10 protein-coding genes and 1 pseudogene are annotated in these 8,860 nt (G+C 71.6%); 7 read left to right on the forward strand and 4 right to left on the reverse strand.

Translation table 11 applies throughout. The annotated features are described in order from the left end of the window. Positions 1-595 (forward strand): ATP-grasp domain-containing protein (locus tag AB0C29_RS21165; protein ID WP_360822540.1); only part of this gene is annotated, 595 nt, incomplete at its 5' end. Then, positions 592-1,089, forward strand: a complete 498-nt coding sequence (gene purE, locus AB0C29_RS21170) for a 5-(carboxyamino)imidazole ribonucleotide mutase (RefSeq protein ID WP_360822542.1) — start codon at positions 592-594, stop codon at positions 1,087-1,089. The genes AB0C29_RS21165 and purE, both read left to right, overlap by 4 nt. 5 nt (positions 1,090-1,094) lie before the next feature. Here purE and AB0C29_RS21175 read toward each other — a convergent pair whose 3' ends face one another. Together AB0C29_RS21175 and AB0C29_RS21180 are read right to left on the reverse strand one after the other, a co-directional pair. Beyond that, positions 1,095-1,661, reverse strand: coding sequence for a Uma2 family endonuclease (locus AB0C29_RS21175; protein ID WP_360822544.1), 567 nt, complete (start codon positions 1,659-1,661; stop codon positions 1,095-1,097). A 21-nt stretch (positions 1,662-1,682) separates the two neighbouring features. Further along, positions 1,683-3,101 (reverse strand): annotated as a pseudogene (locus AB0C29_RS21180) (hypothetical protein); the annotation flags it as partial. Positions 3,102-3,856: 755 nt separating this feature from the next. On the opposite strand from AB0C29_RS21180, the gene AB0C29_RS21185 reads away from it, so the two are divergent. Genes AB0C29_RS21185 through AB0C29_RS21200 form a run of 4 tightly spaced genes read left to right on the forward strand, consistent with a single transcriptional unit; the run spans position 3,857 to position 7,228 of the window. Further along, positions 3,857-4,561, forward strand: coding sequence for a beta-ketoacyl-ACP reductase (locus AB0C29_RS21185; RefSeq protein ID WP_360822546.1), 705 nt, complete (start codon positions 3,857-3,859; stop codon positions 4,559-4,561). 40 nt (positions 4,562-4,601) lie between these two features. After that, the gene (gene fabI / locus AB0C29_RS21190) at positions 4,602-5,369 is read left to right on the forward strand and encodes an enoyl-ACP reductase FabI (protein ID WP_360822548.1); all 768 of its coding nucleotides are present in this window, start codon (positions 4,602-4,604) and stop codon (positions 5,367-5,369) included. 54 nt (positions 5,370-5,423) lie between these two features. Beyond that, a complete protein-coding gene (locus tag AB0C29_RS21195) occupies positions 5,424-6,452 on the forward strand; it encodes a ferrochelatase (protein WP_360822550.1) in 1,029 nt (342 codons plus the stop codon). Next, complete coding sequence (locus AB0C29_RS21200) at positions 6,449-7,228, forward strand: HAD-IIA family hydrolase (RefSeq protein ID WP_212992989.1); 780 nt, start codon at positions 6,449-6,451, stop codon at positions 7,226-7,228. The genes AB0C29_RS21195 and AB0C29_RS21200 overlap by 4 nt, the downstream gene beginning before the upstream one ends. A gap of 55 nt (positions 7,229-7,283) precedes the next feature. Here the strand turns inward: AB0C29_RS21200 and AB0C29_RS21205 are convergent, their stop codons facing one another. Continuing rightward, positions 7,284-7,655, reverse strand: a complete 372-nt coding sequence (locus tag AB0C29_RS21205) for a hypothetical protein (protein ID WP_360822552.1) — start codon at positions 7,653-7,655, stop codon at positions 7,284-7,286. Positions 7,656-7,683: 28 nt separating this feature from the next. Next, positions 7,684-8,073, reverse strand: coding sequence for a hypothetical protein (locus tag AB0C29_RS21210; RefSeq protein WP_360822554.1), 390 nt, complete (start codon positions 8,071-8,073; stop codon positions 7,684-7,686). 171 nt (positions 8,074-8,244) lie between these two features. Between AB0C29_RS21210 and AB0C29_RS21215 the strand changes: the two genes are divergently transcribed. Beyond that, positions 8,245-8,860, forward strand: a 616-nt coding sequence (locus tag AB0C29_RS21215) for a hypothetical protein (RefSeq protein WP_360822556.1), incomplete at its 3' end; no start/stop codon positions are given.

Raw genomic sequence — 8,860 nt, forward strand, 5'->3', positions numbered from 1 at the left:
GCGCCGCGAGCTGGCCGCGCTGGTCGCCCGGTCGCCGTTCGGGCAGGTCGCGGCGTACCCGGTCGTCGAGACCGTGCAGCGGGACGGCATCTGCGTCGAGGTGCTCGCGCCCGCGCCGGGCCTGTCGGAGGAGCTGGCCGTCGAGGCCCAGCAGCTGGCCATCGACCTGGCCAACGCCCTCGGAGTGGTCGGTCTGCTGGCCGTCGAGCTGTTCGAGACCGAGTCCGGCATCGTCGTCAACGAGCTGGCCATGCGGCCGCACAACTCCGGCCACTGGACCATCGAAGGCGCGCGGACGTCCCAGTTCGAGCAGCACCTGCGGGCCGTGCTCGACTACCCGATGGGCGAGACCTCCCCGGCCGCGCCGGCCGTTGTGATGGCCAACGTGCTCGGCGGCGAGCCGGGCGGCATGTCCATCGACGAGCGCCTGCACCACCTGTTCGCCGCCGACCCGGGTGCCCGCGTGCATCTGTACGGCAAGCAGGTCCGCCCCGGCCGCAAGATCGGCCACGTCACCGTGCTGGGCGACGACATGACCGCGGTACGCGCCCGGGCCGTGCGCGCCGCCCGCTGGCTCCAGGAAGGCAAGGAATGACACCCGTCGTCGGCGTGATCATGGGCAGCGACTCGGACTGGTCGACGATGGAGGCGGCGGCGCTGGCCCTCGCCGAGTTCGAGGTGCCGTTCGAGGTCGGCGTCGTGTCGGCGCACCGTACGGTGCAGAAGATGGTCGACTACGCGACGTCGGCGGCTGATCGCGGGCTCAAGGTCATCATCACGGGTGCGGGTGGGGCGGCTCACCTGCCGGGCATGGTGGCATCGATGACCCCGCTGCCTGTCATCGGCGTACCGGTGCCACTGAAGTATCTGGACGGCATGGACTCGCTGCTGTCGATCGTGCAGATGCCGGCGGGCGTACCGGTGGCGACGGTGTCGATCGGTGGCGCCCGGAACGCGGGTCTGCTGGCGGTCCGGATCCTGGCGGCGTCGGACCCGATGCTGCTCAAGCGCATGCGGGCGTTCCAGACCAACCTGGAGCAGGTCGTCGCGGAGAAGGACGAAGCGCTCCGCGCCCGCCTGCTCGGCTGAGCTCCTCAGCCGTCGATGCCGATGCCGAGGTCAGCAGGTGCCGTCTGCAAGAGCCAGGCGAGGGGCATCTTCGCGGCAACGTCGTAACTGTTGTCCGCGCCGAGGGAGTACAGGGTGACGGTCTGCGCGGCATCGCGCTCGACCAACCAGTACCGGGGGATACCCGCCTGGGCGTATTCGCGGAGCTTGATCACTTCGTCGGTCGACTCCGAACCGGGCGAAACGATCTCCACCACCAGCAGGAGGTCCGTAAGTGTCAGCCACACACTTCGCGACTGGGCCTTACTCCATACCGTGAGGTCTGGGATCCTGCCGCCGGAACCGGTACTACTGGGAATGCGGATGCCGGCCGCCTGAAGGAGTTGTTCAGCGGGCCAACCAGCCATCGCTAGCCATACGAGCACCCGACTGGCTATGGCGGCATGCTCGGAATCCGGCGGCGGCATTACCGACAAAGCTCCTTGAGGATTCAACTCATATCGATGGCCGTACTGATCGGCAGCGTTCATGGCCGCTACGTCGTCGAGTGTGACGACGGCAGGGAAGTACCTGCCAACGGCCTCTGCGCTCATGCCCGTCATCCTATCGGTGCCTCACCGCATGCGGACCAGGGCGCCGCGGAGGCGTTCCTGGGTTCGGCGGCGGTTTTCGTTTGTTGCGCCCAGGAAGAGCAGGATCACGCCTACCGGGACCAGGACCAGCCACGGGCCCACCAGCGTCGTGGCGAAGTGGATCGCCGCGATCGCCGTGGCCGCCGCGCCCACCACCACCGGCGCCTGCTGTTGCAGGCGGGAGCCCACGATCAGAGTCGCCACCGCGCCCAGCAGGAGCAGCAGTTCGCGCAGGTCGCCCGCGTCCGTGGCGATCACGATGCCGATCGTCGGGACGAAGGCCGCCAGCAGAGCCGGCCCGTACGCCGCCCAGCTGCTCAGGTCCGGACGCTGGCGGGCCTCCAGCACGCCCACCAGCAGCGCCAGCGCGGCGAACGGCAGCGTGTATGCCTCCGGGAGGGCCACGTCCGCGATCGCGATGAACAGCCAGATGCCGACGATCTCGAAGCCGACCGCCAGCCAGAACAGGTTGCGGCGCTGGTTCGGGGTGCGGCCCGGGCGGGTCGCCGTCAGACCGAGCACGGCGCCCCACGCTGCCAGCAGGGCCGCCAGGTGCGCCGGGGAGTTGAAGGCCAGCGCGCCCGCGAGCAGCGCTGACGCGTAGCCGCTCCACTCGACCGTGGTTGCCTCGCGGCGGTATTCGGGAAGGCCCAGGCGGGGCAGCAGGGCCTCCAGCACCAGCAGCACCGCGCCCACCGCCAGCACGCCGAACGCCGCCCACGGCGGGGTCAGCCCGGCCACCAGGGCGACCGTCAGCACGAACAGCTGGCCCATCACCGCGGCGAACAGCCAGCCCAGGATGCGGGCGGTCTGGCTGCGGCCGCCGATCGCGCCGATCAGGCCGACGATGATCGCCATGCCCAGGGTGAACAACGTCATCTGGCGCTGGGCGAGGCTGCCCGCCAGGCCGGCCCCGCCGGCCAGCAGGCCGATGACGAAGACGATGTTGCGGGTCGAGCGCAGCAGCCCGGCCCGGGTGGCGATCGGCGGCGGCGTCAGAGCCAGCCCCAGCATGGAGATGGTGAAGACGATCAGCGCGGCCGTCGTCGACGCGGGCCAGCGGACATCCAGCGCGATCGGGGCGATCAGCAGGGTGATGGCCAGGCCGGGCAGGATCACCGGTACGGCCTCAGCCGGCTTGCCGCCGAAGCCCAGCGCGGCGAGTGCCGCCGCGATCGTCAGCAGCACGGCGGCGAGCACGCTGGTGCCGTCGACGTTGCCGGAAACCGGGTCGGCCAGGGCCGCGACGGGCCCGTCCCAGATGGCGCCGAGCTGCTGCAACGGGTCGATCAGGGACGCGCGCAGCGCCGGGGCGATGGAGAACAGCGCCAGGATCGTCGGCAGCGCCGCGACGACCACCGCGCCGGTCGCCGGGTCGACGAGCCAGCGGCCCTTCCCGGGCGATCCGGGCGCGTTCCTCCAGCACCGCGCGCCGGGCCTGCTCCAGCTCGGTCAGCTCGGCCTGGCGGGTCAGCTCGGCCCGGCTGCGCCGGCGCCGGGACAGCAGGTCACCGGCGAGACCCATCGCGACCAGGAGCATCACGACGCTCCACACGTTGTCGCGCGGGGCGAACGCCACCACCGGCACGATGGTCAGCGCGATCACCAGGGCGATGACGGCCGACTCCTCGTGCCGCACCAGCGCGGCCAGCACAAACAGGAAGCCGAAGATCTGCACCGGCGACCAGGGCCAGGGCTCGGCCGAGGTGGAGCCGAGGATGCCCAGGTACAGCAGGGGATAGGCCAGGCGCCAGGCGAGCAGCGGACGGCGCACGGCGACCACCACCGGCAGCACCGCCCAGAGCGCCAGGGCACCCGCGACGAACCGGTTGAGGTCGCGGTTGTCGAGCAGGTAGGTGGCGTTCACCAGGGCCAGGCCGACCAGGGCGAGCAGGGCCACCGGTACGCCGTACAGCCGGATCCTGGCCCAGCGCCGGGTCCGGGCCGGCGGCTGCCGGCGGTCCGGGCCCAGCAGCACCCGGCGCACGGGACCGGTCAGCTCCATCCCGGCAGGCTACGGTGACCGGCCCCGGCCCGTCGTGCCCCTGCGGGATGATCTCTGTGTCCTACTCAGGTATGACAAGGGGTGGGCTTCGTCCTACCAGCAGGTAACGCCTAGTCTGCGAGCGGTCTGTTCCTCGAGCGAAGGAGTACGCGTGGCCCGCACCGTGTTGGTGACCGGAGGTAACCGAGGCATCGGCCTGGCCATCGCGCGGGCCTTCGCCGAGCAGGGCGACCGGGTCGCCGTCACGCACCGTGGCAGCGGCGCGCCCGAGGGGCTGTTCGGGGTCCAGTGCGACATCACCGACTCGGCCGCCGTCGACGCCGCCTTCACCACCGTGGAGCAGGAGCTGGGCCCGGTCGAGGTGCTGGTCGCCAACGCCGGCATCACCGACGACACGCTGCTGCTGCGGATGAGCGAGGAGCAGTTCAGCCGGGTGCTGGACACCAACCTGACCGGTTCGTTCCGGGTCGCCAAGCGGGCCAGCAGCAAGATGCTGCGGGCCAGGTGGGGCCGGATCATCTTCATCTCCTCGGTCGTCGGCCTGTACGGCGGGCCCGGCCAGGTCAACTACGCGGCCAGCAAGGCCGGGCTGGTCGGCATGGCCCGCTCGATCACCCGTGAGCTGGGCAGCCGTAACATCACGGCGAACGTGGTGGCGCCGGGCTTCATCGACACCGAGATGACCGACGTGCTGTCCGAGTCCCGCAAGGCGGAGATCCTCAAGGCGATCCCCGCCGGACGGCTCGCGGCGCCGGACGAGGTCGCCCGGGCGGTGACGTTCCTCGCCGGGGACGGCGCGGCGTACATCTCGGGCGCGGTCATCCCGGTCGACGGCGGCCTCGGCATGGGTCACTGAGACCGAGTTCCCCCAAGCCCTGCGAAACGGAGAAAACGAAGTGTCTGGACTGCTCGCCGGCAAGCGGCTGCTCATCACCGGCATCATCACCGACGCGTCGATCGCGTTCTCGGTGGCGAAGATCGCCCAGGAGAACGGCGCGGCGGTCGTGCTGACCGGCTTCGGCCGCATGTCGCTGGTCGAGCGGATCGCCAAGCGGCTGCCCGAGCCGGCGCCGGTCATCGAGCTGGACGTGACCAACCCGGAGCAGCTCGCCGGCATCGCCGACAAGGTGCGCGAGCACGTCGACGGGCTCGACGGCGTGGTGCACTCGATCGGCTTCGCGCCGCAGAGCTGCCTCGGTGGCGGGTTCCTGGACGCCCCGTGGGAGGACGTCGCCACGGCGCTGCAGGTGTCGACGTACTCGTACAAGTCGCTGGCCACCGCCTGCCTGCCGCTGATGGGCGCGGGCGGCAGCATCGTCGGCCTGACCTTCGACGCGACCAAGGCCTGGCCGGTCTACGACTGGATGGGCGTGGCCAAGGCGGGCCTGGAGTCGGCCTCCCGCTACCTCGCGCTGCACCTGGGCAAGCAGGGCATCCGCAGCAACCTGGTGTCGGCCGGGCCGCTGCGCACGATGGCCGCCAAGTCGATCCCGGGCTTCGAGCAGTTCGAGGAGGCCTGGGCCGAACGCGCGCCGCTGGGCTGGGACCTGAGCGACCAGGAGCCGGCCGCGCGGGCGGTCTGTGCCCTGCTGTCCGACTGGTTCCCGGCCACCACGGGCGAGATCGTGCACGTCGACGGCGGGTATCACGCGCTCGGCGCCTGAGCCCGGGGCGGGGGTGGCTGTGGGCCACCCCGCCGGGCGAGGGAGTATGGAGCGGTGGCGTACGACGCGTTCCTTCTGCTGTCCTTCGGTGGCCCCGAGCACCCCGACGATGTGATGCCGTTCCTGCGCAACGTGACGCGCGGGCGGGGCATCCCCGAGGAACGTCTGGCCGAGGTGGCCGAGCACTACTACCACTTCGGCGGCGTCTCGCCGATCAACCAGCAGTGCCGTGACCTGCTGGCGGCGGTGACGGCGGATTTCCGCGCGCACGGCATCACGCTGCCGACGTACTGGGGCAACCGCAACTGGCAGCCGATGCTGGCCGACACCATGGCGCAGATGCGCGACGACGGCATCACGTCGGCGCTCGGCTTCGCCACCAGCGCGTACGGCGGCTACTCCTCCTGCAAGCAGTACTGGGAGGACATCGCCCAGGCCCGCGCGAAGGTCGGTCCGGGCGCGCCCGCCGTGGCCAAGCTGCGCCAGTTCCACGACCACCCGGGCTTCGTCGCGCCGCACGCCGACGCGGTCACCGCCGCCCTGGCCCAGCTCGACCCGGCCCGCCGGGCCAGCACCCGGCTCGTCTTCACCGCCCACTCCATCCCGGTGTCGATGGCCAGGACCGCCGGCCCCGACGGCGGCCGCTACGAGGCCCAGCTGCACGAGACCGCCGCGCTGGTGCACGCCGCCGCCGCACCCGACCTGCCCTGGGACCTGGTCTGGCAGAGCCGGTCCGGCCCGCCGCAGGTGCCGTGGCTGGAGCCGGACATCAACGACCACCTGACCGCGCTGGCCGAGAAGGACGTCACCGACGTGGTGGTGAGCCCGATCGGTTTCGTCTCCGACCACCTGGAAGTGCTCTGGGACCTGGACAACGAGGCCCGGGACACCGCCGCCGGGCTCGGCCTGGGCTACGCCCGCGCGGGCACCCCCGGCACCGACCCCCGGTTCGTCACGATGGTCCGTGAGCTGGTCGAGGAGCGGACGAACGGCGTCGCCCGGGAACGGCTCGGTACGCTGCCGGTCTGGGACCAGTGCCCGGCCAACTGCTGCCCGCCCCCGCAACGCCGAGGAGCCTCATGACCGAGCGCAAGGCTGTCGAGAGCTGGCTCACCGACATGGACGGGGTCCTCGTCCACGAGGGCGAGCCGGTCCCGGGTGCCCCCGAGTTCGTCAACCGGATGAAGCAGTCCGGCAAGCCCTTCCTCATCCTCACCAACAACTCCATCTACACCCCCCGCGACCTGCAGGCCCGGCTGGCCCGGATGGGTTTCGACGTGCCCGAGCAGTCGATCTGGACGGCGGCGCTGGCCACCGCGCAGTTCCTGGCCGACCAGCGCCCTGGCGGCACCGCGTACGTGATCGGCGAGGCCGGCCTGACCACGGCGATGCACGCGGTCGGTTACGTGCTGACCGACTACGCGCCGGACTACGTGGTGCTCGGCGAGACCCGCACCTACAGCTTCGAGGCGATCACCAAGGCGGTCCGCCTGATCAACGACGGCGCCCGGTTCATCTGCACGAATCCGGACCCGACCGGACCCTCCAACGAGGGTGCCCTGCCGGCGGCCGGCTCGGTGGCGGCGATGATCTCGAAGGCGACCGGCGTCGACCCGTACTTCGTGGGCAAGCCGAACCCGATGATGATGCGCTCGGCGCTGAACGTGATCGGCGGGCACAGCGAGAGCACGGCGATGATCGGCGACCGGATGGACACCGACGTGCTGTGCGGCCTGGAGGCGGGGCTGGAGACGATCCTGGTGCTGACCGGGATCAGCACGCGGGCGGAGAGCGAGCGGTATCCGTACCGGCCGTCGCGGATCGTGGACAGCGTCGCCGACCTGATCGCCGAAATCTGAGGCTGAGGGCACGGCACGGCCGCTCCCGCGTACGGGAGCGGCCGCGGGCCGGCGATCAGCAGGCCGTGGACGACCGCATCCGGTAGGCCACGATCTTGACGATGCCGCTGGTGACGGCATGGTTGCCGGCCGTCCAGTCACTGCCGGCGCGGATCCACTTGCCCTGCGACTCGTTCCAGGTCCACCGCTGGGCGCAGTAGCCCGAGCCGATGTACACGCCGCCGGCGTGCGGCCAGCCGAGGCTGGTGGTGTAGGCGCCGGACGGCAGGACCTCGTCGTAGCCCGAGGAGCGGTAGTCGTAGAGCACGCCGATGCCGACGCTGCTGCCGTTCAGGATGGCTTTGGCTGTGCTGGCCGCCTGCGCGGGTGCGGCGCCGGTGAGGGCGGCCGTGACCGCCAGCAGAGCGGCGACGATGAGCTTTCGCATGGGCACGTCCTTGGGTGAGTGGGGGCGGTCAGCAGTGGTACGGGTAGATCTGCACGAAGTAGTTCCCGGCCAGCCGGAACCGGTTGGGTCCCCGGAAGTCGCTGCCGGCCGGGTTCCAGGTCCCGGGCTGGCCGGTGGCGGAGGTGTACCGCGCGGCGCAGTAGCCCGAGCCGATGTAGACCCCGCCGGCGTGCCCCCAGCCGAGGTTGTAGTCGGTCCAGTTGCCCGAGGGCAGGATCCGGTCGTAGTTGGCCCCGGTCGTCCGCCAGTTCTGCAGCACGCCGATGCCGACCGACCCGGAGTTGTAGATGCCGTAGACGCTGGTCGGCGCCGCCTGTGCGGGGGCGGCGCCACCCAGCAGCAGCGGGACGGCGAGGGCCGCGGCGACAGCGGCTCCGACGAGACGTTTCACGAACACGGATAGCTCCTCACGGTGGATGGGGTTCGGTGGCCGGCCGCTCTCCATGCTGGACAGACGAGCAGCCGGGCGGAACGTCCATCCGTCCCCGACCAGCGGCTTTCTGTCCCCCGCAGACAGATATTCCGGTGCTGGCACAATGAACGCCGTCGATTCCCGGGGGTGACGTTCGTGCCGGAACCGCTGGCGCCATGGTGGAAAGAAGCTCACGACGCCGCGCGGCTGCTGGCCTCGAGCCTCGAAGCGGCGGTGGCCCACGCGACCCGGGAGGGCGTCTACACACCGCCGCCGGGATCGCCGCCACCGCGCCGCCGGCGCCGGCCCGGTTCGCTGCGCCATCTGGCCGAGGTGATCCGCAGCCGGCGCCTGGCCCCCGGTGTCTCGGTGGACAAGGACATCGTCGCGGGTGTCCTCGCCGGGGAGCTGCGCTACCTCACCGAACCGGTCCTCGTCACCGCGGTGGCCCGGGCGGCTCACCTCATCGCGCGGGTGCCCTTCGACGAGGCCGACGCCGAGCGCCTCGCCGTCGCCTGCGCCCATGTCGCCGCCCTCGTGGAGGCCGCGGAGGAGGCCGACCGGCGGGCACCGAGCCTGCTGCCCGCCGCGCGCGGTGGCGGCACCCCGCAGCGTGCCGAGCCGACCTCGACCGCCGACGACCCGGATCTCCGCGACGGGCCGGTCATCATCGACGCCACGTTCACCACCCGCCGTCCGCGGCGCCGCCGGGTCCTGCTGGCCGGCGTCGTCCTGCTGGTCCTGGCGCTCGCCGCGGCGGGGCTGGTCGTCG

The sequence above is a fragment of the Actinoplanes sp. NPDC048791 genome, from assembly GCF_040650095.1.
Taxonomy (GTDB): Bacteria; Actinomycetota; Actinomycetes; order Mycobacteriales; family Micromonosporaceae; genus Actinoplanes.